The sequence below is a fragment of the Novosphingobium sp. genome, from assembly GCF_036820275.1.
In the GTDB taxonomy this organism is placed as follows: Bacteria; Pseudomonadota; Alphaproteobacteria; order Sphingomonadales; family Sphingomonadaceae; genus Novosphingobium.
Genome location: NZ_DAISLT010000039.1, coordinates 1 through 24,226, shown reverse-complemented (window position 1 = coordinate 24,226; position 24,226 = coordinate 1). Strand labels below are relative to the sequence as shown.

Sequence of the window (24,226 nt, the reverse complement as noted above, 5' to 3'; positions counted from 1 at the left end):
TCAGAACGTCAGGGTCACGCCCGCCGTGAAGTGGCGGCCGATGACATCGTAGAGTTGCGGGTTGGTCGGCACGAAAGTCACCAGCGTACCGTTCGGCGCCAGCGGCGGATCACGGTCGAACAGGTTGTTGACGGTGACGAACAGCTTGAACCTGTCCGCTACCCGGTAGGACGCGGTGAGGTCGGTGTAGAAGACCGATTTCACCGTATTGTCCTCGATCGTCTGCGGCTCGTGACGGGTCACGTCGTAGCGGCCCGCGCCGATGAAACGCTCCTGCACGAAGAGGTCGAAGGGTCCGCGCGTCCAGTTGAGATTGGCCGTGGCGGTCCAGCGCGGATTGGCGCTGAGGCCGACCTCGCCCGCGCGGTCGGTCGAGGTGCCGTTGCTGATGTCCTGCCGCTGCTTTTGCAGATAGCTGGCGATCAGGCGGATCTGCGCGGCCCCGCCGAGCACTTCGCCGCTCGGGCGATAGCCGAGTTCGAAGTCGATGCCTGCGCTTTTCAGGCGATTGAGATTGAGCGTCGGGGATTCGATACGGGTGATCTGTCCGGCATCGTTGCGGGTGATGTTGGCGCAGAGCGCGGTTGCCCCCGCCCGGCACTGGTCGAGCGTGATCTGCGGCGTCAGCGAGGCAATCACCCCGTCGAGGTCGATCGCATAGTAGTCCGCCGAAAGCGTCAATCCCGGCGCGAAAGTGGGCGTCAGGACGATGCCTGCGGTATAGGTCTTGGCCCGCTCCGGCTTCAGGGCGGCATTGCCGCGCGTGACCTGGATGATCGGCACGGTCACGCCGTTCTCGATCACCGAGCCGGTATTCTGCACGGTGCCGGCGAAAAGTTCGGGCACGTTGGGCGCCCGGATATCGCGCGAGACGGTGCCGCGCAGGCGCAGGCCCGAGACCGGCTCCCAGACCAGCCCCGCCTTCCACGTCGTCACCCCGCCGCTGGTACTGTAGTCGGTGTAGCGGACCGCCGCATTGAGATCGAGCGCGTGGAGCATCGGCAGGTCGCGGGCCAGCGGCACGGCGGCTTCTCCGAAGACTTCCCAGAGGTGGTAGCTGCCGGAAACCGGGAACACGTTGGTCAGCAGATAGCCGCCGGGCTGGTTCTGATAGGCTGCCGGAAAGCCGCGAATGCCGGTGGCGTCGTTGATGCCCGAGGCGATATCGTCCGAAACCTGATCGAGTTCGACGCGGCGGTACTGTCCGCCCGCCGCCAGCGAAACTTCTCCCGCCCAGGTCGAAAACGGACGGGCGCGTAGGGACAGGTCGGCCACTTCCTGGGTGAAGTCGGTGCGATAGGCGCTGGTGCCCTCCACATAGTCGATCGCCTCCTGCGACGGCGCGCCTTGCCCGAACAGGTTGATCGGCACGCAGCCGGGATAGAGGCCCGGATTGGTCAGCGTAACCCGGCAGACGATCTGCCCCGAAGCGGGATCGCGCACGGCGTCGGCCGCCGCATAGAGGCGTTCGAGCAGCACGTTGTTGTCGGTGCGGATGCGGGTGCGGTTCTTGCTGCGGCCATAATACCCCTCGACGGTCAGATCCTTCGGGCCGGAGAAGCGGAAGCCCGCCTTGAAGTCGGTAGTCCGCGCCTTGGCCGTGGCATTGGCCGGATCGCCGAAGTCGAAGTTCAGGCGGCCCATCGCGAAAGCGGGCGTATTGGTCGTGGTCAGGACCTGCTGCACCGAAGGATCGAGGAAGGCATTGCCGCTGTAGATGGTGAAGCCGTTGAAGCCGCCCAGATTGAACTGCTGCACCTGGTTGTAGTGGTTGCGCGCCAGCGCCAGGCTGCCTTCGCCGAACAGCGTGAGCGAGGGTGTCACGTCGAATTCGGCATGGGCGAAATAGCTTTGCGTGCGGATCGCGGCGGACAGGTTGCTGAACACTTGCGCGCCGTCTCCGCCGACCTGGATCAGCCCGGACTGCGCCGACCCGCGCGAGAACGGCACCAGTGTGCCGTCCGGAGCGAACTGCCGCAGGGCGAGCGGGCCGCTGAGGATCAGGCCGCCCGGCGCGGCGGTCGAGGCGCGCAGATCGTCGCGGAAGATGAGCTGCCCCGGAACCGCCGGATTGCTGAGAAAGCCGGTGGCCTTTCGCCCCCAGCTTCGGTCGGCGACGCTTTGCAGGCCGCCCGCGTCGAAATAGGAGGCACTCGCCACCACGCGGCCCCGCCCTTCCGCGAAGCTGTGCCCGGCAGTCAGGTTCAGCTTGTAGGTCGGCACGTCGCCCCGGCTCGAAATGCCCGACTGCGCCGTCGCCTTGATCCCGGTGAAGCGCGTATCCAGCACGAAGTTCACCACGCCCGCCACCGCGTCCGAGCCATAGGCCGCCGAAGCACCGCCGGTGACGACATCCACGCGCTTGACCAGTTCCTGCGGCAGGAGGTTGATGTCGGTGGAGCCGTCACGCGCGGAAGGCCCGGCGCGGCGACCGTCCACCAGCACCAGCGTCCGCTGCGGGCCGAGATTGCGCAAGTTCAGGTAGCTGCCGGTACCCGGCCCGGTGGCGGCGGTGAAGCCGCCGGTCGGGCGCGTTGAACCGCGAAACGCCGGAAGCTGGTTGAGCGCTTCAGCCAGCAGGCCCGGCTGCGCCTTGGTCAGCACTTCCGCCGAGACGACCGTGACCGGCGTGGGCGCCTGCGAACCGTCGCGGATCGCCCGCGAGCCGGTGACGACGATCGTGCCGGCGTCCTGCGCTTCCTCAGCGGCGGCGCCTCCCGCACTGTCCTGAGCCTGGGCAGGAACGGCCAGCAGTGCCGGAACGCAAGTCGATGCGAACAGAATCCCTCGGAGCATACGGCCCCCTCCCTTTCAGTCATGGGTCCGCGGCGATTTTGCGCCGTCCGCCCATCCTTCTCCTGAAAGGGAAGGTCTCGCGATCCCGGATTCGAGTCAATAAATTTCTTTTTGAGGAAAGAAATTTATTGAAAGCCGTTACCCGGCCTGCCTGGCACCCGCATCGAGAGCACAGAGCGCCCGGATTCCGCCCGCCACGAACGCGGGAAGGCGATCGGCCATGCCCGCGAAATCGGACGACAGCACTTCACCGCCCGAAATCCGGTCGATGCGCCCGGTCTGGCCGAGCGAGAAGGTGAAGGCGCCCGTGAGGAAGTGGTAGCCCCAGTAAAGCACCTCTCGCGGCGCCTCCGGCATGACCCGTTCCATATGCTCGATCAGTTCGCGCGACACTTCGTCGAAGACTTCCGACATCAGCGAATGCATCGCGCCCTTGGAACTGTTCACGTAGGCGACGATCGCTGCGTAGTTGCGATGGCCGTCGTCGCGCTGCGCCAGGTCGAAACCGGGGCGGACGAAAGCCTCGATCACGCCTTCCAGCGTGCCCTTGTCCCCGGTGCGGACGCGATAGGCTTCCAGCGCCTCGAAGCGCGCGGCGTTGATCAGCGGCCCGCGGCGGCGGAACACGGCATCGAACAGCTTTTCCTTGTCGCCGAAATAATAGCGCATCAGCGCCGTATCCACGCCGGCCACTTCCGCCACGCTGGCCAGCGTCGTCCCGTTGTATCCCTTGACCGCGAATTCCGCTTCCGCATGATCGAGGATCAGCGTCATCGACTCCTCGCGCCGCTCGGCATTGGGACGCCGCGATCCGGGTTTCTTCCTGTCGTTTCCTGTCTTCGTCACATATCGATCCGCAAGATGCACGCGGGCTTTTCGCCGCCGTGCTTCTTCGGCAGATAGCAAGTTCGCGGCGGCAGGCGAAGGGGTGTCGGCCGATCCGGTCATTCCTTCCGCAAAAAGCGGTCCGGCGGCAGCGCGCGATCGGTGAAGCGGGCCACCCGCACGGCGCCGTGGAAGAAGTTCACCCGGTTGTAGCGCACCCCGACCGAGGTATTGCCCGCCCCCTGCGGCGTGAAGCCCGCCACGTTCGCCTCCCCTTCGAGAACACCGTCGACATAGCTGCGATAGGTCGTTCCGTCGAAAGTCTGGGCGACATGATACCAGCGCCCGACGGGATGCAGCTTCGACGGATCGATCAGGACCTGGGAATAGCCCTGCCCCTTGATGAAGCTGTCGAGATACCAGGAATTGCCGACGACGCGGATCTCGAACAGCATCCGCGTCTGGTTCACCGGATCGTCGGAGGCGAGATGCAGCCAGCGCTGCTCGAAAGCGCCGCCGTCGGGGCGGAACACCGCCTCCACGGTGAACGCCCCCGCCCCGGCCAGGGGATGGCGCGGCAGGTAGATGGCATCGTCTCGCCCGTCGAAGACGGTGGCGCCGCCCTCCACTCTGGGTTCACCGATGACTTGCGTGGCCAGCCCGCCGATGCGGTCGAGACGGTCGAACTTCCAGACCTGCTGCTTCGCCTGCGACGGGGCAGGCAGTGCCGCCAGCACAAGCAAGGCGAGCCACCACTTCCGCATCAGTCGGTCTCCCCGATAATCACGACATTGTTGCGCTGGGTCACTTCCGGCGCGCCGGTCGAGACCCTCACCTGCAGCAACTTGGGTGCCCCTGCCGGGACCGTGAGCGAAACCGCCGCCGTCTTCGCCGAAAGATCGCTCGGCGCCGCCAGCGCAGGCACCGGAGCGGAAGCGAGGACCTTGCCCTCCGGCGTCTCCAGCGTCAGCGTGCCGCCGGGTGCGGCCACCGAGCCGAGGCTGTGGACCGCGACCGACAGCCTGTTCCCCTTGCGGATCACGTCGTCGGCGCCGATGCCGAGGTCGGGGCGATGCTCGGGCTGGACTTCGGCTTTCTGCTTGAGCCGGAAGGTCATGACCGTGGTCGCGCCCGGCGCGAACGCGACCGGCAGCGAGCCGCTGCGTTCCAGTTCGACGTCGCGGGTGGCGATACTGCCCTGCGCCTTGTCGCCGCCGTCCCGTGCCAGCCCCTGGGTCATCTCCCAGGTTCCCGCCAACACGTTCCACGTCCCCATGTCCGCGCGCTGTTCGGTGGCCGTGGTGTTGTAGGCGACGACCGTGAACTGCTCCGGCGTCGCATCGCGCACCAGGATCGCCACTTTCACCGCCGCCTCGGGATCGGCGAAGCGCCAGCTCACCGCATTGCCCGGATACGTCTGGTTGCGCTTGAGCGCGATGCCGCCGAGACGCTCGCGCTGGAGGTGCTCGTTCGGCGCGTCCACACGGTCGCTCCACCAATGGCCCTCGGTGTACATGTACATGTGCTGGCTCTTGTCCGAGGTGCCATGGGCATTGAGCGCTTCGAGCCAGGCCTTGTCGCCGGTGGTGTTCCAGGCCTCGAACCGGGCGAAATCGTCGCCGCCGCCTGCCTTACGCAGCACGGAATCCTTGAGGTCCGCCCGCTTGCCGAGCACCGTCAGGGCATTCTCGTTGATCTCGGTGAGCGCACCGAAGTTGTCCTTGCCGACGCGGCCGAGGATCGGACGCAGGTACTTGTCGTCGCCGGTGAAGCGCCAGGCGGCCCAGGCCGACTGCATCGGCAGCGAGGCCCCGCCGCCGTCGCCCGCGCGTTCCGTATCGTGCGGGAAGCTGATGTCGTTGGGGAACGTCCAGAGCCCGTTCGCGCCTTGCTTGCCGTGCGCCAGCAGCCCGTCAATCAGCCCTGTCACCAGCCCGCGCGCGGTGGGATCGGCATTGAACGTGCCCAGCAGCACCGGCGTGTGCATGATGACGAAGCCATAGGGCTTCTGCCAGGCCCAGGGCTCGTCGGTGTAGATCTTGCGCGCGCCGTACCAGCTTGAGGAAATGTGCATGTGCCCGGCGGGGTTGGTCCGAATCACTTTGCCCAGCGCCTTGACGGTGGCCATCATCCGCTCGACCGCCCTGGGTTCGCCCCAGTTGAGATAGAGCCGCTCGGCATCGGAATTGATGCCTTCCTCGTAGACGTGCAGCTCGTCGGTGGTGATATAGCTGAGCCCGTCGACGATCATGCCGTTCGTGTAGACCGCGTCCGACAGCGCCCGCAGCGAGGCGTTGATCTTGTCCGGATCGACGCCCATCAGCGCCAGGCCGGGCCATTGCTGGGTCAGGTCGGTGTCGTCGGAAATCCCGCCGCCGAAATCGCCGTAGGGCACCTGCCGGTTGTCGATCCACCAGTTCACGAAGTGGCGGGTGAGCTTCAGGTCCTCAAGCTGGCGGAAGGCCCAGAGCGGCATGCCCTGAGGCGCCTCGGGCTGGACGAAGGGCGGCAACTGGTCCTCCGAATAGCCGATATCCGCCCAGTAGCGCCGCGCCTCCAGATGGCCGGGATCGACGCGCAGCAGGTCGGTGATATCGCCGTAGAGGCGGCGGTAGAGCCCGGCCCGCTTGGAGGCGGTATGCTCCTCGACCAGGAAGGCCCAGTTGTCCTTCACCTGGTTGAAGCGGTCGGCGACATGCTCCGCTTTCGCCGCCTCCCGGTCCTTGAACACCATGCGCACGGTCATGCCGTCGAGCGATTTCGCCCCGAAGTCCGAAGCGGCCGAGGCGACCGTCAGATAGAGACTGTCCGCCGTCAGGATGCGGTCGCGCAGGTCCAGCCAGAGCGTGCGCGGCTCTCCGGGCCGGACCGAGACCTGCACGTCGATCATGTCGCGGTCCGGCCAGATCGGGTCCTTCACGCGGATGTCGAGCGGAATCACGCCTTGCGCATTGGGCTTGGCGTCGATCGCGGGCAGGTCGATGGCCAGACCGTCCAGCCCGTCATGGACGTTCTCCCAACCGTAATTCCAGGCGCGCGCCAGAGGACGATCCGCAGGCGCATCGCCGAAGTTCGACGGGATCAGCACATGGACCAGCGGCAGGTCCTGTCCACTGCGTCTCGCCGTGCCGGAAGCCCCCGCGCTGCCCGCGCCGACCGCCGCCTTCACGCCGCTGCTTGGCAGCGCCACCACGGTCGAGCGCTCGTTCGCCGGATAGCGGCCCGCGATATGCGCATTGAGCCGCTCCAGCGCGCCGAGGTCCGACGCCGCATCGGCGCGCACCGTATAGCTGAGCTGGAACGTGCCCTTGGGCACCTCCCCGGCATGCATATCGTAGGCCCAGATTTCCTGGATCGGCTGTTCCTGCATCACGTTGGTGAAGCGCAGAGTGCCGCCGGTCCGGGTAGCCGTATCGGTAAACGAGCGCACCACGCCCTTGGGCCGCGCCGCCAGCTTGCTCCATGACGACTTGCCGTCCGGAGACCATTCCAGCGCGCCATAGGCCGCGCCGCGGATCTCGACCCGGTTGAAGGCGGCGCTGTCGGGCACCGTCAGTTCATAGGTCTTGCCGCCCTCGACATAGACGTTCCAGTCCGGCAGCTGGAAGTAATCGTCGCGCCCCGGCAGGTGCGAGCGGTTGTAGACCCCCGGCCAGGTCGTCTCGGCAATGCCGTCTACGCCCTTCCACATCCATTCCTTGAGGTCCTTCGCATCGGCGAACTCGACCTTGCGGATGGTCGTCACTTTGTCCTTCAGCGCGGGCGGACTCTGCGTGTCCCAGCCGAAGCGGTGGAGCCATGCCTTGCGCAGGTCAGGGGCGGCAGCGGTCGGAGCTACCTCCTGCCGGGCCTCCTGCCGGGCCACCAGCCGCGCCACTTGCGCGCCCTCCAGCATGTGATCGTAGACCCGGATATCGTCGAGGTCCGACCCGCGCATGAAGTTGTAGCGGCTCTGCACCTGATGCGGCGCGATGACGCGGCCCGCGAGGCCGAACTGGTCGAGCGCCATGTCGAGGTCAGCCGCCTGCCGTTTCGCAGCGACTTCGCGGCCGTCCCAGAACAGCTTCACGCCCTCGTTCTCGTCCCAGGCGAAGGCGATGTGGTGCCAGGCATCGGGCGAGAGCGTTTCCGGCAGCGTCCAGCTTACCCGCACGCGCGAGAGATTGGCGTCGGTGACGAAAGCGTCGAAGCCGTGTCCATTCCAGTCGATCCGCAGGAAGGCCATGTCCCAGCTCGAATGGTCGCCCGCACTGGCGCGGAAGATCACGAAAGGCGCCTCGCCCACCGGGGTATGGCTGCGCCAGAAGAACGACAGCGTGCCGCGCTGGGCATAGATATTGCCGGGCGCCTCCCAGGCGACATAGCCGCCGTCGGACCAGCGCCCCGCACCGCCGATCGCACCGTCCGGCACGATCGAGACGTCGCTTCGGAAATTGGGCGCGGCGGCACCGCCCGAAACCGTCGCATCGAAACCGCTGTCGAGCGGGGCGCGGAACAGCAGACCGTCCGCGTTCTGCGCCAGGGCAGGTGCAGCGATGCCCCCCGCCAGACAGGCAGCGGCCAGAGCGATCCGCGAACAGACCCGCCGGGTCACGATAGGCCTTCCGGAATGCGACACGCCGATATCTCTCCCTTGCCGGGCCGGGGAGCACACTCTCCCAGGTCTCCGTTCACAGATAACCTTATGACACCGGTATCATTTCGATCAACCCCGTTTCCTGCGCGAGGCGAGGAATGAACTTGTGTCAATGGCTGTTACCCCGCCGCCTCCCACCGTTTCAGCCGGTTGCATGAAAACCGGCAGCGGCTAGAGTTCCGCGCAGACACATTCCGGGGACTTCCACTTGAAATCGATCACGCGCTTCGCGCTTGCCACTTCGCTCGCCCTTCTCGGCGCGATGCCCGCCTTCGCCGCGCCCGTCGCCCCGGCCGATCCGCGCGATCCCAAGGATTCCTGGATCTGGCTGGAAGACCTCGACGGCAAGCGCGCGATGGACTGGGTCGCCGCGCACAATGCCACGACCGAGAAGCGGCTCGAAGCCGATCCCCGCTACAAGACCTTCTACGAGGAAGCGCTCGCGATCTACGGCGCCAAGGATCGCATTCCTGCGCCGATGTTCCTGAACGGGCGCATCTACAACTTCTGGCAGGACGAGCAGCACTTGCGCGGCATCCTGCGACGCACCTCGCTGGACGACTATCGCGGCGCGCAGCCGAAGTGGGAAACCGTGCTGGACATCGACGCGCTCGGCAAGGCCGAAGGCAAGAGCTGGGTCTACAAGGGAGCCGACTGTCTTGAGCCGGAGCAGCGGCTCTGCCTCGTCTCGCTGTCCGACGGCGGCGAGGATGCCGTGGAAGTCCGCGAGTTCGACCTCGCCACCGGCACTTTCGTCAAGGACGGCTTCCACATCCCGCGCGCCAAGCAGGGCGTGACCTGGGAAGATGCGGACCACCTGCTGGTCGCCACCGAATGGACGCCGGGCGAGGTGACGGAATCGCTCTATCCCTATGTCATCAAGCGCGTCACCCGCGGACGGCCGCTGTCCGAAGCGGTAGAGATCTATCGCGGCCAGAAGAGCGACGTCGGTTCGTTCCCGGCGGTGATGCACGACGGGCAGGGCAACAGCCTCACACTGATCTCGCGCGGCATCGACTTCTTCCACCAGCAGAGCCTGATCGTCGGCAGCGACGGCAAGGCCCATGAACTGTCCATTCCGCAGAAGGTCTCGGTCGCCGGGCTCGTGTCCGGCCGCGTCGTGTTCCGGCTCGACGAAGCCTGGGGCGACCTGCCGAGCGGCGCCGTGGCGACCGCACCGCTGGATGCCGTGCGCGCCCATCCCGAAGCGATCAGGGCCACGCTCGCCTGGGCGCCGGGACCGAAGGAAGCGCTCGACGGGATTTCCGCGACCAAGGACCGCCTCCTGCTTTCGGTGCTCGACAACGTCAACGGGCGGCTGCTCTCGCTGGCGCCGAAATCCGACGGCGGCTGGACCACCGCCAGCCTGCCCCTGCCCGACAAGCTGGCGCTGAACTTCGGCTCCGCCGACACCCGCAGCAATCTCACTTTCGCTTCGGCGGAAGGCTTCACGACGCCCGATACGCTCTATCTGGTGGACGCGGCCTCGGGCACGGCCCAGCCGGTCAAGAGCCTGCCCGCCCGCTTCGACGCCAAGGGTCTCGTGGTCGAGCAGCGCGAGGCCAAGTCGACCGACGGCACCGCGATCCCCTACTTCCTGGTCCACCGCAAGGACATCCCGCTCGACGGGTCCACGCCGGTCCTGCTCAATGCCTATGGCGGCTTCCAGTCCAGCTCGACGCCCTACTACGCCACGATCCAGGGCAAGCTCTGGCTCGAGCGCGGCGGCGCCTTCGCGGTCGCGAACATTCGCGGCGGCGGCGAATTCGGCCCCGAATGGCACGAGGCCGCGCTCAAGACCAGGCGCCAGGTCGCCTATGACGACTTCGCCAGCGTCGCGCGCGACATGATCGGGCGCAAGATCACCTCGCCCCGCCGCCTCGGCATCATCGGCGGCTCCAACGGCGGCTTGCTGATGGGCGTGGAAATGACCGAGTTCCCCGAACTCTACAACGCCGTGGTCATCCAGGTGCCGCTGCTCGACATGATCCGCATCAGCAAGATCGCCGCCGGGGCAAGCTGGCAGGGCGAATACGGCGACGTCTATGCCGATCCGGAAGCGCGGAAGTTCTGGCTGAAGACCTCGCCCTATCACGCCCTGCGCAAGGGCGTGAAATATCCCGAGCCCTACATCTTCACCACCACTCGCGACGACCGCGTCGGCCCGCAACATGCCCGCAAGTTCGCCGCGCGCATGGAGGAACTGGGCCTGCCCTTCTACTTCTACGAGAACACCGAAGGCGGTCACGGCTCGGGTGCGGACATCCGCCAGTCCGCCAAGACCGCCGCGCTCTGGGTGACCTACCTCAGCCGGAAGCTGATGGGTCCGGACACCAAATGACGAGAGGTTCCAGCAGTGCATAAGCCGGATGGGGCCGCGAAAGCGGCCCCATTTCTTTTGCGCAACGGCCATAAGATGCGATTGATTTTCATTCTCATCATCATTAGGGGCGCGTGCCAATACAGATCAACCAGGGGGATCTTTCGGTGCGTCCAATCGTCGCTGCCCGGCTTGCTGCGGGTATCGCTCTCGTCTCCATCGTCTCGGCCCAGGCGCCGGTGCTGGCCCAGTCCACCGATCGGAAGGACGGCGACACGACGCCCGGCGAGGCCATCGTCGTCACCGCCGCGCGCTCGGCGCTGCCGCCTTCGGCGCTGCCGCTGACCATCGACATCATCGGCAAGGACACGCTCGACCAGCAGATGACGATCGGCGGATCGGTCACCGATGCCGTCGCCACGCTCACCCCCAGCTTCTCGCCCACCCGCCAGAAGCTCTCGGGCGCGGGCGAAACCCTGCGCGGCCGCTCGCCGCTCTACGCGATCAACGGCATTCCGCAGTCGACGCCGCTGCGCGACGGCAGCCGCGACGGTTTCACCATCGACGGCTTCTTCATCGACCGCGTCGAGCTGATCTTCGGCTCCAACGCCCTCCAGGGCATCGGCGGCACCGGCGGCATCGTCAACCAGGTGACCGTGGGCGCGCCGCAGAAGGAAGGGCTTTCCGGCCGCGTCCTGCTGCAAGGCACCGCCGATAACGACTTCCACGGCGACGGCCTGGGCTGGAAGGGCGGCGGCCTGCTCCAGTACAAGACCGGCGCCTTCGACGCCACGATCGGCGCGACTTACGAAAATCGCGGTGTCTACTACGACGGCCAGAGCCGCCGGGTCGGCCTCAACCTGACCCAGGGCGAGACCCAGGATTCCAAGACGACGAATTTCTTCGCGCGGTTCGGGTACGAACTGTCCTCCAGCGCCCGCATCGACCTGATCGCCAGCCGCTTCGAGATGAAGGGCGACGGCGATTTCGTGGCGCTCGTCGGCCGCCGCCCGACCGCCGCCGACCCCACGTTCGTGCCGACCAGCGCGGTGCGCGGCGATCCTCCCGGCAAGTCGGCGGCAAGCCGCACCGAGAGCCTGGCGCTGTCGCTGACCGACAAGGACCTCGGCGGCGGCAATCTCGTCACCCAGCTGTTCTTCAACCGCACCCACGACACCTTCGGCGGCGAACTGGCCCCGCAGGCGACCTTCCAGGACCCGGTCCTTGCCCCGGTCGGCACGCTGTTCGACCAGTCGGAGAACCGCTCGCGCAAGCTGGGCGCGAAGTTCAGCTACGAACGGCCCGTGCCCGGCTTCGAGGACCTGACCGCGATCGTCGGCTTCGACGCCCTGTTCGACAAGACCGAGCAGGCGCTGATCGCCACCGGCCGCGTCTGGGTGCCGCCCAGCGACTTCCGCAGCCTCGCGCCGTTCGGCCAGCTCAACCTCAAGCTGCTAGGCGGCAAGCTGCGCCTCGCGGGCGGCGCGCGCTGGGAAAACGTCCAGATCAAGATCGACGATTTCCACACGCTGCCCTCCACCACGTTCGTCGCCTGCTCGGCCTCGCTCCCGGCGGGCACGCCCTGCGGCCTGTCCACTTACGGCGGCGTGGCGGTGACCGGCGGCAAGCCCAAGTTCAGCGACTTGCTGCTGAACGGGGGCGTGATTCTGGAGCCGTGGAAGGGCATCCGTGCCTATGCCAGCTACGCCGAAGGCTTCACCGCGCCGGACATCGGGCGCATCACCCGCTCGCTGAACCGCACCGGCATCAACCTCGACGACTACCTCGACATCTCGCCGATCGTCACCAACAACCGCGAGATCGGGCTTGAGGTGAAGCGCGGCCCGCTCGACGCCTCGGTCGCCTATTTCTGGTCGTCGAGCGACAAGGGACAGCTGCTGATCGCCCGTCCGGACCGGACGTTCGACGTCCAGCGCCAGCGGGTCGAGATCCAGGGCCTAGAGATCAATCTCAAGGCCCAGCTGCCGATCGACGGCTTGCGCGCCGGGATCGGCTATGCCCATATCCAGGGCCGCTACGACAGCGATTCCGCCAATCCGGACGGCGTGGTCGATACCGATCTCGACGGTTCGAACATCTCGCCGGACCGCGTCAACCTCAACGCGAACTACGCCAAGGGACGCATCTCGGCGCTCGTCCAGACGCAGTTCTACCTGTCGCGTAGCTTCCATGCCGATGCCGGCAAGACCCGGCCGGACCAGCGCAACAACTTCGGCGGCTATGCGATCACCGATGCCAGCCTGCGCTACCAGACCGACCTGGGCGGCCTCAGCCTGAGCGTGCAGAACCTCTTCGACAAGTTCTACATCGACTACAGCAGCGACACCCGCCTGCCGACCGACAACCTGGCTTTCTTCGCCGGTCGCGGACGGACCTTCACGCTGAGCTGGGACGACCGGTTCTGAGCCGCTTTCCCCCGCCGCCGCTCCCTTTGACGGGAAACCGGCGGCGGGGGAGGCCATCCCGCTCAGGGCAGCAATGCAGTGAGCGCCTCGCCCTCGGGACCATCAAAGACGGTCGCGCGGCTGACCGGCAACCACCGCGCATGGTCGTCGCGGCGCAGGGTCTCGGCCGCGTCGAAGGAAGCCAGCGCGTCGGTGCCGAGCACCAGATGGGCGGGCACGTCATCACGCTTCGCCAGTTCGAGGATCACTTGCGCGATGCGGGCCGGATCGCCGACTTCGCCCCCGGCATAGGCCCTGATCCGCGCAAGCATAGCGCCCACGGTTTCGGCATAGTCCGGCAGAACCGCGCTCGTCGCGGCGGTGCCGGCGGTCTCGGCCCAGTCCGTCCGCATCCCGCCCGGTTCCACCGACACGATGCGAATACCGAGATGGGCCACTTCGCCGCGCAGGACTTCGGTAAACCCGCCGACCGCCCATTTCGCCGCCTGATAGGCGGACAGGCCCGGCGTACCGACACGGCCGCCGACCGACGAAACGTTGAGGATATGCCCTGAGCGGCTCTCCCGCATGAACGGCAGCACCGCGCGGGTCATGTTGACGACGCCGAACAGGTTGGTCTCCACTTCGGCCCGGAAATCGGCTGCGGATTTCTGCTCGAAGGCTTCGAAATGGCCGTAGCCCGCATTGTTCACCAGCACGTCGATGCGACCGAAGGCGGCAATCGCGGCCGTCGCGGCCTCGGCTGTGCCCGCCTCGTCGGTCACGTCGAGCGCGAAAGGTTCGAGCCGGTCGCCGTAGAGCGCCTTGAGGCCGGCAAGCTGCGCCACGTCGCGCGCAGTGGCAAGCACGTTATCGCCGCTTTCCAGCACGGCGGTCAAGACGGCACGGCCGAGTCCGCGCGCGCTTCCGGTGATGATCCAGGTTTTCTGCATGTCTTTCGCTTTCGATCGGGGGAGAGGAATCAGGCGGCGGGTTTCAGAATCGCGCGCGGTTCGAGGAAGGCATCGAGGCCGTAGGCGCCGATCTCGCGTCCGAGGCCGGACTGCCGGAATCCGCCGAACGGGGCATGAGGATCGTGCGGTGCGCCGTTGACGACCACGCGCCCGGCCACGAGTTGCTGCGCAACCCGCAGGGCACGCGCCTCGTCCGAGGACAGGACATAGGCCTGGAGTCCGAACTCGGAATCGTTGGCGATGGCCACGGCCTCCGCCTCGTCGTCATAAGCGATGACGCTCAGCACCGGACCGAAGATCTCCTCGCGGGCGATGCGCATGGAATTGGCGACATCGGTGAAGATCGTCGGCCTTGCGAACCAGCCACGGTCCAGCCCTTCGGGACGGCCCTCACCACCGGTCAGGAGGGTCGCGCCTTCCTCCTGCCCCAGCCGGATGTACGACTGCACGCGCTCCCAGTGCGCGGCATTGGCAAGCGGGCCGATGCGCACTTCGGGATCGTCGGGAGCACCGACCTTGAAGCGCTCGGCCTCCCGCTTCAGGCGCATGACGATCTCCTCCCGACGCGCGCGCGGCACGAGGATGCGCGATCCGGCGACGCAGGCCTGGCCGCTATTGGCAAAACCGCTCATCAGCGCGATGGGGATCGCGGCGTCGAGATCGGCGTCGTCGAGGATGATCGTCGGGCTCTTGCCGCCGAGTTCCAGCACCAGCCGCTTCATCGTCTCCAGCGCCGACCGCTGGATGATCTTCGCGGCCGGGGTCGATCCGGTGAAAGTGATCAGCGCGACGTCGGGATGCGCCGTCAGCGCCGCGCCGACTTCCGGTCCGGTGCCGTTCACGACATTGAGCACGCCTTTCGGCAGCCCCGCTGCGTGCAGGCATTCGAGCAGGACCTGAGTCTGGATCGCGCTCTGTTCGGCGGGCTTGATGACCAGGGTCGATCCCGAACCGATCGCATGGGCAAGCTTGGTGGCGATGAAGCCGAAGTTGCTGTTCCAGGGGGTGATCGCGCCGACCACGCCGAGCGGCAACATCGTCACGGCACTGGAACCGGCCCGGCGCTCGAAGGCATAGGCCTCGACCGAAGCGGCCATCACCTCGAAGACCGCAGCGGTGTTCTGTACGGAAAAGCCGGTGAAATAGGCCGGGGCGCCATATTCCTCGGTCATCGCCGCCACGAGGTCGTCGGCACCGGCTTTCACGGCGTCCCGCAGGCGATGAAGCATCGCGATCCGCTCTGCCTTCGTGGTGCGTGCCATCGCCGGAAAGGCCCGCCGGGCCGCCGCGACGGCGAGGCGCACATCTTCGGCATCGCCCAGGCGGACGGTGCCGATCCGCTCTTCCGTGGCCGGGTTGAAGAGATCGAAGCGCTCCGTCCCGTGCGGCGTCACGAAAGCGCCGTCGATGTAGATTCTGTCGATAGTCCGCATTGTCATCTCCATTCGTCACCAACGATATGGATCGCCGCCGCTGATCCGATTAGAAGTGCAATGACGGACAGGCTGATGAGTAATATTGCGCAATGACCAAACCCAGTGCGACCCGAACCAGCTTGGCCGAACTCCAGGCCTTCGCCACGGTCGCCCGGCGCGGCGGCTTTCGTGCCGCCGCGCGGGAACTGGACGTCTCCTCCTCGGGTCTCAGCCATGCCATTGCCGCGCTGGAAGAGCGCCTGAACCTGCGCCTGTTCAACCGGACCACGCGCAGCGTCGTGCTGACGGCGGCGGGCACGCAGTTCCTGGAGGAGATTCTCCCCGCTCTTGCCGCGATCGACAGCGCGATCGAGAATGCGGGCGAGCATCTGGGCGAACCCTCGGGATTGCTGCGGCTGAACATGGCGCAGGGCGCGGCGCGGTTCGTCATGGCGCCGCTGATCCGCGACTATCTGGACCGCTATCCCCGCATGCAGGTGGAGATCGTCAGCGAAGCGGCGCTGGTCGACGTGATCGGCAAGGGCTTCGACGCCGGGGTCCGGTTAAGGGACACCGTGCCGCCGGACATGATCGCCGTGCCCATCATTCCCGAAATGCGTCTCGTCGTCGTCGGTTCGCCGGACTATCTGCGGGACCGTCCGGTTCCCATCGTGCCGCGCGACCTGCTCGCGCACGAATGCATCGGCTACCGGATGGGCAGCGGACGCATCTACCACTGGGAATTCGCCCGCGGCGACGAGCGACTGGAACTGGACCTTCCCGGCCGCCTGATCCTCGACGACAGCGGTTTGATGCTCGATGCGGCGCTGGCGGGGATGGGGCTCGCTTATCTGGCGGAAGAGACGGTCGCGCCGCACGTCCGGGAGGGCCGGTTGACGCCGCTGCTGATGGACTGGATGCCGGAAGAGCCGCCGCTGTGCCTCTACTATTCGGGACGCCGCCACGTTCCGGCCAAGCTGCGGCTGTTCATTGATCTCGTGCGCGACCATGCGCGCAGCCGGGCAAACCGCCAGGGCCTCACAGGTCCTCACGCCAACTAACGGGCGATCTTCGTGTCCTGCGCCTATGTGCATTTCGCGTAGCAAGGAGTTCGACATGCAGGAAAAACCCACCCTTACCCATGCGCGGCGCCGCGAATTCGTGTCCGGCACGGCCGCCCTCGCCGCCGCTTTCCTGAGCGGCCTTGCCCCCACCGTCGCCTCTGCCGCGACCAAGGCGGCACGTAGCATCGCGCCCGGCCCGTTCGGCCCGATCCGCCAGATCGCGGCGGGCGTGCTCGACATCGGCTATGTCGAGATGGGGCCGTCTTCAGGACAGCCGGTCCTGCTGTTCCACGGCTGGCCCTACGACATCCACAGTTTCGCCGAAGTCGCGCCGATCCTGGCGGCACAGGGCTACCGCGTCATCGTGCCGCACTTGCGCGGTTTCGGCACCACCGTGTTCCGCTCCGCCTCCACCGTCCGCAACGCCCAGCAGGCGGCACTGGCGGCGGACGGCATCGCGCTGATGGACGCGCTGGGCATCCGGCAGGCGATCGTCGCGGGCTTCGACTGGGGCGCCCGTACGGCCGACATCATGGCGGCGCTCTGGCCGGAGCGCTGCAAGGCGCTGGTCTCGGTCAGCGGCTATCTGATCGGCAGCCAGGCCGGGAACGCCAAGCCGCTGCCGCCCCAGGCCGAACTGCAATGGTGGTATCAGTTCTACTTCGCCACCGAGCGCGGCCGGGAAGGCTATGCCGAGAACACCACGGCGTTCAATCGCCTCATCTGGCAACAGGCCTCGCCGCAGTGGACGTTCGACGACGCCACTTACGATCGCTCGGCCGCTTCCTTCGCCAATCCGGACCATGTCGCCATCGTGATCCACAATTACCGCTGGCGCCTCGGGCTTGCACAGGGCGAGACACAGTACGATGCCGCCGAGGCGCGGCTTGCGGCCGGGCCGGTCGTCACCGTGCCGACGATCACGATGGAAGGAGACGCCAACGGCGCCCCCCACCCCGCCGCCTCCGCCTATCGCGCGAAGTTCAGCGGCCCTTACGAATACCGCCTGATCACCGGCGGCATCGGCCACAACCTGCCCCAGGAAGCGCCCGAGGCCTTCGCGAAGGCAGTGATCGACGCCGGAAAGCTGGGCGCATGATCCGGATATCGACCTGCTGCCTGGCGGTTTCCGCGGCCCTGCTCGGCCTTTCCACCATGGTCGCGGCGGCGCAAGGACGGGGCCGGGAGCAAGGAGAGAACGCCAACGTCTCGCCCGTCTACGGCGTGAAGCTGCCCAAGGGATACCGCGACTGGAAGCTCATCAGCGTCGCGCATGAGGCCGGAAAGAACAACGATATCCGCGCCATTCTCGGCAACGACATCGCCGTGAAGGCCTATCGGGAGGGCAAGCGTCCCTTCCCCGACGGCGCCGTGATCGTCCGGCTCGCCTGGCAATACGAATCCTCTCCCCGCAACGACGCGGTGTTTCCCGCGCCGCAGTCTTTCGTGGCCGGGGCCCCGACCAATGTGCAGGTCAGCGTGAAGGATTCCCGGCTCTACGCGGCCAGCGGCGGCTGGGGCTACGGCCAGTTCGACAGCGGCAAGGCAAACCCGAGCGAAGCCCTGACCCGCTCCTGCTTCGCCTGCCACGCGAAGCTCGACGCCGGTTCCGATCAGGTCTTCACCGCCTATTCCCACTGACGGCCATCCCCCTGGCATTGACGAAGCCATCTGATCCATTTATATCCATCCGGTCAGATATAAATGGATCGCAAGGTGGGACGCAAGAAATCGATCGACCGGGACCGCATCCTCGATGCAGCGGAAGCTGTCGTCGCCGGCGTGGGTGCCGCGCGCCTGACACTTGAAGGCGTCGCCAAGGAAGCCGGAATCAGCAAAGGCAGCGTCGTCTACGACTACGGGTCGAAGCAGGCGCTGCTGGAAGCGATGGTCCAGCGCGCCGTGGCGCGCGACAATGCCTTCAACGACGCTGCGGCCCAGTCTTGCGAGGCGAGCGAAAACCGCACGCTTCATGGGCGCATCGCGGCGGCGGCAGAGCCCTTTCCCGATGCCTTCCGTGCGGTCGCCCTCAACATCTGCGCGGCCCTCGCCCAGGACCGGGACTTGCGCTCGGCGATCCAGCAGAACCAGAGCGCCGTGATTGCCCGCATCCGCGACGAAGCCGACGGCGCACGTGGACCGATGCTGGCCTATCTCGCGCTTGAAGGCCTCAAGCTTCTCGAATCTCTCGATTATCACCAGTGGCCCGAAGCCGAGCGCAAGGCCCTTCTGGCCGATATCCGCTGGCTCGCCGCCGCGCGCCCTGCCTGACGCCATTCAGGCCGTACTTCCCAACCACAGGCAGTTTCAGATCATGACCGACCCTATCCCGGAGGGAGGCCCAGCCTCCGCTCCCCGCCCCAACTCGCCCATTTTCCTTACCGGAGGCAGCGGCTATCTGGGCCGCAATCTCATCCGTCACTTCGTGACGGACGGGCGCGAAGTGCTCGCACTCGTACGTTCGTCGGCAGCAGCCGAAGTGGTTCGCGGTCTGGGAGCCGTGCCGATCGCGGGCACGCTGGCCGACCCGCAGCTTCCGCAGGCCATGGCAGGCTGCGAAGCCCTGGTGCATGCGGCGGCGCATACCAGCCACGGCCCTGAAACGCCCGACCATGTCGCCGTCAATGTGGAGGGCACCCGCGCCGTTCTTGCCGCCGCCCGCGAGTCCGGCGTGAAACGCGCCGTTCACGTCAGCACCGAATCCGTCCTGCTCGATGGTCGACCGCTGATGGACGCGAGCGAATGCCGCCCCTTCCCCCAGCGCTTTCCAGGGGCCTATTCGCGCACCAAGGCAGAAGCGGAACGCATCGCCCTGGCCTCGGCGAGAGGCGGCCTGGAGGTCATGGCCGTCCGCCCCCGCTTCGTCTGGGGCCGCGACGACACGACGGCCCTGCCGATCCTGGTAAAGGCGGCAAGATCGGGACAGATGGCCTGGATCGACGGTGGGCATTACCTGACTTCCGCAACGCATGTCGCCAACGCCTGCCACGGCATCGATCTCGCCCTGCGCCAGGGCAGGAGCGGCGAGGTCTACTTCGTGACGGACGGCCCGCCCATCGCGTTTCGCGACCTCGTATCGCAGATCCTGGAAACCCAGGGCATCGCAGCACCGGCGAAGGAAGTCCCCTCCTGGCTGGTGCAGGCCGTAGCCCGTATGGGCGAGGGGCTGAACAGGCTGTCCGGCGGCAGGATCAGGCCTCCGGTAAGCCGGCAGGATCTGGCGACGATGGCGGTCGAAGTCACGCTCGACATCGCCAAGGCACGGCGGGAGCTGGGCTACGCGCCGCTCGTCTCTGTCGAACAGGGACTTGCCGAACTGCGCCGCACCTGTCGGAACGATCTGTAAACAGGCAGCCCGCGCTCTATTCTTCGCGCTGTTCGACTCGCAAAACGGGGTGATGAACCGGCTCGGCTGGTTCGAGGAATTCGGAACCCGATTTCCGCAGATTTCAGGCGGTAACGCGGCGGGGCTTTTCCATTTCCAGGCGGTTGCGGCCCTTGGCCTTGGCGCAGAACAGCGCCAGTTCGGCACGTTCGATCGTGCTGTCCATACTGCCGGCGATCCGCGCGACACTGCCGCTGGTGGTAATGGCGAGACGGCTGTCACCCACTTTCTGGCGAAGGTCGGCCAGGGTCGCGACCACGCGCGCGCAGATGGCCTGCGCCTGCTCCGGCGTCGTGCGCGGCAGCAGCACCGCAAACCGCTCGGAGCCGATGCGCGAGATGATATCGTCCGACCGGAGCATTTCGCGGAGCAGGTCGGCAAAGACGCGCAGCACTTCGTCACCCACGGTCTGGCCATGCTTCATGTTGATGGTGCGGAAGAAGTCGATGCTGAACATCGCCAGACAGCCGTCCATGCCCTGGGCTACCATGTGCTCCAGCATGGAAATGAACGCTGCGCGGTTGGTGAGCTGGGTCAGGGGATCGGTGTAAGTAGCCGCGAAAAGCTGATCGCGCAGGCTGCGGCGATCGTCGATCGTGCGCATTACCGCGAGCGTGCCATAAACCGCTCCGGCATCATCCGTCAGCGGACGAATGCGAATCTCGAACCAGCTTTCACGGGCATCGATGGTAAGCGCAGGAAATTCCACCCACTGCGCGCTCCGACCGCCGGAAACCGCTGCCTCCAGCGCGCTCGCCACCGCAGCGCGCCCCTGCTCCGCCACCAGATCGAGGAGATGCGGGCCGACGTCCGCCTGAGGTTGCACGCCCAGCTTGCGGATACCGGGCGAGGCGTGGACGATCATGCCGTCCCTATCGGTCTTGAGAATGACATCGGACGATGTTTCCGCCAGCAGTCCGTACAGCGCGGAGCTATCCTGAACGGTAAAATTCATGCCCATCTTCGTATTGCCCCGGGTTCAGACGGACCGCAGAACGATCCAACGCAGATCGGGCCGTGATTCGGAAGCGCGTTAGCAGACGTTCGAGCGTTCAAAAGACGACACACGAACATTCGGCTTACGGATTCCGGCGACCCCGCCAATAACTCATTACCATGGAAGGTTAGCCCCGTTATCTAACCAGCCATGATCTCAAATTATTGTTATCAATACATTTACCATCACTGCATTGAGTCGCAAAGCGCGTTAACCCTGTTCCTGAACGGAAACGGAGGCAATTCTATACTTTAAAGTTCGATCATGATCCGGACCTTGTCCGGGCTCGTTTCCACGGCAGCGGCGATCTGGTCCCGGCAGCGGGCGATCAGTTCGGGCAATCCGACCACGGTGCGGCCCGGACGGAGTTCTGCAGCGGTGACGCCGAGTTCCTCGGCAATGGCATCGAGGCGTTCCTCGATCGGGCGCGCGCGGCCCTGCTCCCAGGCCCAGACGGTCGGCTTGCTGACGCCGAGGCGCGAAGCCAGTTCGCCCTGGGTGAATCCGCGCAGCTTGCGCAGGCGATGGAGACGCTCTCCGAAGCTTTCGCCGCCGATGGCCGCCGGTGCCGGCACTGCCGGAACGGGCGCCAGATCGACTTCCTGCACGGCACTGCGAAGCTGCGCGGCGCTCAGCACGGCGGGGTGAAGCGGCACGTCGAAGGCGCAACCATAAAGTTTCCCGCTCGCCCAGACTACGCGCGCGCGCGTAAGTCCGGCTTCGGGAAGCTGGATATCGAGCGCTTCGCCGATCTCCATGTCCACCTGCGTTTCCAGCAGGAGGCCCGTTTCCGAGAAGTTGTGGATCGTCACCGACGCCTCGACGCCGGAAGACAGGGCACCTTGCGTCTCGATCAACAGCCGTTTGCGGGCAGAGCGCGGCCTGCCAGCCTCGTGGCTGCTGTCGAACGACTGGCCGTCGTCGGTGGACTTGTCTTCAAAGTGTGCCGTTATCGGCATGGCGCATTCTCCAGGAGAATCGCAACCTGTCCGCACAGGATTAAGAAACAGTTAGCATCTTGGCTAATTTCTTACTGAGTTCCATCCGCAGAAACCCTCAGTTTGGCGCTTTCACCCGATGACCGCACCAAATCGGACGAAATCTGCGTTAATCGATTGCTAACCCGAATATCCGTATTTTTCGAGCACAGAATCGGGGTTGCGGTGTTCGATATCTATCTTTGCATCCGTGACGGGCATGACCTTAAATTCGTCGTGCTCGCCGCGTTGATCTGCTTGCTTTCTTCGTTGACGGCTCTTGCGCTGCTGCGCCAGGCACAGTCCTGCGCGGGCAAGGCGCGGCTGCGATGGTGCTCCATGGCGGGCGCCAGCGCCGGATTCGGCATCTGGGCGACACATTTCGTCGCCATGCTGGGCTATGCCCCGGAGATCGTCACCGGCTTCCAACCCGCCCTGACCCTGGCCTCGCTCGCCATCCCGATCGCGGCACTCGGCACCGCCTTCGCCATTGCCCTGAAAGGCCTGAACCGCCCGGCCCTGCTCACCGCCTCTCTCGTGGCGGCCGGCGGCATCGCCGCCATGCACTACATCGGCACCCAGGCGCTGGAACTTCCGGCCATCATCACCTGGAAGCCGGGCTTCATCCTGGCATCGATCATCCTCGCCTGGCTACCGCTCTATCCCGCCCTCGCGCTCGTCCTCGAAGACCGCCGCCTGCGCGGATTGCTGGCGGCGACCGGCCTGCTTTCCGCCTCGGTGGTCGCCCTGCATTTCACCGGCATGACCGGGCTGACGCTCATCCCGACGCGCACGGCGGCGCCGCAGCTGCTCATCTCGCCGCGCGAGATGGCCGGTGCGGTCACCGCCGTCACTCTCCTGCTCATCGCGATCTCGACGATTTCGCTGATCGTGAGCCGCCGCACCGCCACCGCCCTGGCCATGAGCGAGCGGAACTTCTCGTTCCTGGTGCGCGGCATCTCCGACTGCGCGATCTACATGCTCGATCTCGACGGCCGGGTGGTCAACTGGAACGCCGGCGCCCAGCGCCTCAAGGGCTATGCCGAAACCGAGGCGCTCGGCCTCCACGTCTCCGACTTCTACACCCCGGAAGACCGCGAGGCCGAACTCGACCGGATGACCCTCGGCAAGGCCCGCAGCGAGAGGCGCTACTACGGCGAGGGCTGGCGCGTCCGCCGCGACGGCACCCAGTTCTGGGCCCATGTGACGATGGAAACCATGCTGGACGACCTCGGCCAGCCGATCGGCTTCGCCAAGATCACCCGCGACATGTCCCGCTTCAAAGAAGCGCAGGATCGCATCGCCGAGGCAAGCCGCCAGCGCGACGCCGCGCTTGGCCACATGCACCAGGGACTCTGCCTGTTCGACGCAGACGAACGGCTCGTGCTCAGCAATCCGCGATACCGGGAAATGTACGGCCTCGCCCCGGATGCGCTGAAGCCGGGCATGCCCCTTTCCGAAGTGATCCGTCTCAGCAGCGCCTGCCGCTTCGCGCCGGACCAGATCGACGCGCGCGTCGAGACATCGCAGCGGGCGATCCGCGACAACCTTGCCAGCGCCGCCCAGTCGCCGATCCTGTTTGAATATCCCGACGGCACGGTCATCTCCATTGCCAGCCGGCCGATGTCCGACGGCGGCTGGGTCTCGACCTTCGACGACATCACCCGCCAGCACGAGTCCGAGGCGCAGATCGCCCATATGGCCATGCACGACGGACTGACCGGCCTGCCCAACCGCACGCGCTTCAACCTCTGGATCGACGAGATGCTCGACCAGGCCTCGCGCCACGGCAAGCGCCTGGGCGTGACCGCGATCGACCTCGACCGCTTCAAGGAAATCAACGACACTTACGGCCATGCCTACGGCGACGTGGTTCTGGCCGAGCTTGCCCGCCGCCTCCAGTCGGTGATCGGCGAGGACGAGATCGCCGCGCGCCTCGGCGGCGACGAATTCGGCCTGGCCAAGCTCTTCGACACCGACGAGCAGCTTGCCGAATTCCTCGCCCGCGTCAGCCCCTGCTTCGACGAGCCGGTCCGGCACGAGAAGCAGGACCTCAGCTTCGGCGCCAGTCTGGGCGTGGCGGCCTATCCGCATGACGGCACCGACCGCGAAGCCCTGCTCAACAATGCCGACCTCGCGATGTACCGCGCCAAAGTGCAGATCGGCGAGCGCATCTGCTACTACGAGCCCAGCATGGACGAGACCGCCCGTGCACGGCGCCAACTCGCGAACGACTTGCGCCTCGCCATCGAGCGGCAGGAACTGGTGCTGCTCTACCAGCCGCAGTGCCAGCTGCGCAGCGGGGAACTGTCCGGCTACGAGGCGCTCGTGCGCTGGCACCATCCGATGCAGGGCCTCGTCTCCCCTGCCGACTTCATTCCGATTGCCGAGGAATCCGGCGCGATCCTCCAGATCGGCGAGTGGGTCCTGAC

At 66.3% G+C, this 24,226-nt stretch carries 16 protein-coding genes; 8 read left to right on the top strand and 8 right to left on the bottom strand.

What is annotated here, in order from left to right:
• The 4 genes from V7066_RS22940 to V7066_RS22925 form a co-directional block, all read right to left on the bottom strand.
• Nucleotides 1–2,796, bottom strand: a complete 2,796-nt coding sequence (locus tag V7066_RS22940) for a TonB-dependent receptor plug domain-containing protein (RefSeq protein WP_334185281.1) — start codon at nt 2,794–2,796, stop codon at nt 1–3.
• Nucleotides 2,797–2,934: 138 nt separating this feature from the next.
• Nucleotides 2,935–3,642 (bottom strand): TetR/AcrR family transcriptional regulator, encoded by a 708-nt coding sequence (locus V7066_RS22935; protein ID WP_334185280.1) that lies wholly within the window; start codon nt 3,640–3,642, stop codon nt 2,935–2,937.
• A gap of 98 nt (nt 3,643–3,740) precedes the next feature.
• Complete coding sequence (locus V7066_RS22930; RefSeq protein ID WP_334185279.1) at nt 3,741–4,385, bottom strand: LamG domain-containing protein; 645 nt, start codon at nt 4,383–4,385, stop codon at nt 3,741–3,743.
• The gene (locus V7066_RS22925) at nt 4,385–8,215 is read right to left on the bottom strand and encodes a LamG-like jellyroll fold domain-containing protein (protein WP_334185278.1); all 3,831 of its coding nucleotides are present in this window, start codon (nt 8,213–8,215) and stop codon (nt 4,385–4,387) included. Before V7066_RS22925 ends, V7066_RS22930 begins: the two co-directional genes overlap by 1 nt.
• Nucleotides 8,216–8,465: 250 nt before the next feature.
• On the opposite strand from V7066_RS22925, the gene V7066_RS22920 reads away from it, so the two are divergent.
• Nucleotides 8,466–10,598: a prolyl oligopeptidase family serine peptidase gene (locus tag V7066_RS22920; protein WP_334185277.1), complete on the top strand. Its 2,133-nt coding sequence runs from the start codon at nt 8,466–8,468 to the stop codon at nt 10,596–10,598.
• Nucleotides 10,599–10,744: 146 nt separating this feature from the next.
• Entirely contained in the window at nt 10,745–13,003 is a 2,259-nt protein-coding gene (locus V7066_RS22915; protein WP_442947363.1) for a TonB-dependent receptor, read from the top strand.
• Between the two features lie 62 nt (nt 13,004–13,065).
• On the opposite strand, the gene V7066_RS22910 is transcribed toward V7066_RS22915, so the two are convergent.
• Together V7066_RS22910 and V7066_RS22905 are read right to left on the bottom strand one after the other, a co-directional pair.
• Entirely contained in the window at nt 13,066–13,935 is an 870-nt protein-coding gene (locus V7066_RS22910; RefSeq protein WP_334185276.1) for an SDR family NAD(P)-dependent oxidoreductase, read from the bottom strand.
• A gap of 29 nt (nt 13,936–13,964) precedes the next feature.
• Nucleotides 13,965–15,389 carry an aldehyde dehydrogenase family protein gene (locus V7066_RS22905; protein WP_334185275.1) on the bottom strand — a complete coding sequence of 475 codons (1,425 nt, stop codon included), beginning with the start codon at nt 15,387–15,389 and terminating at the stop codon, nt 13,965–13,967.
• A gap of 92 nt (nt 15,390–15,481) precedes the next feature.
• Between V7066_RS22905 and V7066_RS22900 the strand changes: the two genes are divergently transcribed.
• From V7066_RS22900 to V7066_RS22880, 5 genes are all read left to right on the top strand, one after another.
• On the top strand, nt 15,482–16,432 hold the full coding sequence (locus V7066_RS22900) for a LysR family transcriptional regulator (protein WP_334185274.1): 951 nt from the start codon (nt 15,482–15,484) through the stop codon (nt 16,430–16,432).
• 55 nt (nt 16,433–16,487) lie between these two features.
• The gene (locus V7066_RS22895; RefSeq protein WP_334185273.1) at nt 16,488–17,534 is read left to right on the top strand and encodes an alpha/beta fold hydrolase; all 1,047 of its coding nucleotides are present in this window, start codon (nt 16,488–16,490) and stop codon (nt 17,532–17,534) included.
• Nucleotides 17,531–18,076: a cytochrome P460 family protein gene (locus tag V7066_RS22890; RefSeq protein WP_334185272.1), complete on the top strand. Its 546-nt coding sequence runs from the start codon at nt 17,531–17,533 to the stop codon at nt 18,074–18,076. Before V7066_RS22895 ends, V7066_RS22890 begins: the two co-directional genes overlap by 4 nt.
• A 75-nt stretch (nt 18,077–18,151) precedes the next feature.
• Complete coding sequence (locus V7066_RS22885; protein ID WP_334185271.1) at nt 18,152–18,706, top strand: TetR/AcrR family transcriptional regulator; 555 nt, start codon at nt 18,152–18,154, stop codon at nt 18,704–18,706.
• A gap of 43 nt (nt 18,707–18,749) precedes the next feature.
• Nucleotides 18,750–19,781: an NAD-dependent epimerase/dehydratase family protein gene (locus V7066_RS22880; RefSeq protein WP_334185270.1), complete on the top strand. Its 1,032-nt coding sequence runs from the start codon at nt 18,750–18,752 to the stop codon at nt 19,779–19,781.
• A 103-nt stretch (nt 19,782–19,884) separates the two neighbouring features.
• On the opposite strand, the gene V7066_RS22875 is transcribed toward V7066_RS22880, so the two are convergent.
• Nucleotides 19,885–20,775, bottom strand: a complete 891-nt coding sequence (locus V7066_RS22875; RefSeq protein WP_334185269.1) for a sensor domain-containing diguanylate cyclase — start codon at nt 20,773–20,775, stop codon at nt 19,885–19,887.
• Between the two features lie 293 nt (nt 20,776–21,068).
• Nucleotides 21,069–21,776: a helix-turn-helix domain-containing protein gene (locus V7066_RS22870; protein WP_334185268.1), complete on the bottom strand. Its 708-nt coding sequence runs from the start codon at nt 21,774–21,776 to the stop codon at nt 21,069–21,071.
• A 204-nt stretch (nt 21,777–21,980) separates the two neighbouring features.
• Between V7066_RS22870 and V7066_RS22865 the strand changes: the two genes are divergently transcribed.
• Nucleotides 21,981–24,226 (top strand): bifunctional diguanylate cyclase/phosphodiesterase (locus V7066_RS22865; protein ID WP_334185267.1); only part of this gene is annotated, 2,246 nt, incomplete at its 3' end.

Coding starts and splice junctions, on each gene's coding strand:
- V7066_RS22895 (WP_334185273.1), top strand. CDS start 16,488: ATGCAGGAAAAACCCACCCTTACCCATGCGCGGCGCCGCGAATTCGTG.
- V7066_RS22870 (WP_334185268.1), bottom strand. CDS start 21,776: ATGCCGATAACGGCACACTTTGAAGACAAGTCCACCGACGACGGCCAG.
- V7066_RS22880 (WP_334185270.1), top strand. CDS start 18,750: ATGACCGACCCTATCCCGGAGGGAGGCCCAGCCTCCGCTCCCCGCCCC.
- V7066_RS22900 (WP_334185274.1), top strand. CDS start 15,482: ATGACCAAACCCAGTGCGACCCGAACCAGCTTGGCCGAACTCCAGGCC.
- V7066_RS22940 (WP_334185281.1), bottom strand. CDS start 2,796: ATGCTCCGAGGGATTCTGTTCGCATCGACTTGCGTTCCGGCACTGCTG.
- V7066_RS22930 (WP_334185279.1), bottom strand. CDS start 4,385: ATGCGGAAGTGGTGGCTCGCCTTGCTTGTGCTGGCGGCACTGCCTGCC.
- V7066_RS22905 (WP_334185275.1), bottom strand. CDS start 15,389: ATGCGGACTATCGACAGAATCTACATCGACGGCGCTTTCGTGACGCCG.
- V7066_RS22910 (WP_334185276.1), bottom strand. CDS start 13,935: ATGCAGAAAACCTGGATCATCACCGGAAGCGCGCGCGGACTCGGCCGT.
- V7066_RS22875 (WP_334185269.1), bottom strand. CDS start 20,775: ATGAATTTTACCGTTCAGGATAGCTCCGCGCTGTACGGACTGCTGGCG.
- V7066_RS22890 (WP_334185272.1), top strand. CDS start 17,531: ATGATCCGGATATCGACCTGCTGCCTGGCGGTTTCCGCGGCCCTGCTC.